Origin of the sequence: Cryobacterium sp. 10I1 (genome assembly GCF_035019805.1) — a bacterium.
Lineage (GTDB): Bacteria > Actinomycetota > Actinomycetes > Actinomycetales > Microbacteriaceae > Cryobacterium > Cryobacterium glucosi.
In genome coordinates this window covers 1-348 of record NZ_JASJVF010000601.1, presented here as the reverse complement: position 1 = coordinate 348, position 348 = coordinate 1, and the positions used below count along the sequence as shown (strand labels likewise).

Here is a 348-nt window from a genome sequence, read left to right as displayed (position 1 = left end):
CCAAATTGGGGGCTCGCGCGGAAAGGGCGGGCGGATGCGCCGCGGCGGCGGTCAGGCGAAGAGGGCGGCGCCGAGGTAGCTGCCGCGGGCGGCGCCGGGCGGGACGGCGAAAAGGGCTGAACCGACGTGCCGGACGTACTCGTTCATGGCGTCGTGCCGCGCGAGGGCGAGCTGCACGGTCGTGAACTGCGAGGGGCGGCGCTGGTAGCTGATGAAGAACAGCCCGGCCTCGAGCCGGCCGAGGTCGTCGTTGCCGTCCACGAAGTTGTAACCGCGCCGCAGCATCTGCACCCCCTTGTTCTGGGCGGGGTGGGCTAGGCGCACGTGTGAGGCCGGGCTGTTCTTCAT

1 pseudogene is annotated in these 348 nt (G+C 71.0%); it reads right to left on the bottom strand.

Annotated elements, in window-relative coordinates:
• Nucleotides 1–51: 51 nt before the first annotated feature.
• Nucleotides 52–348 (bottom strand): annotated as a pseudogene (locus tag QN345_RS19955) (deferrochelatase/peroxidase EfeB); the annotation flags it as partial.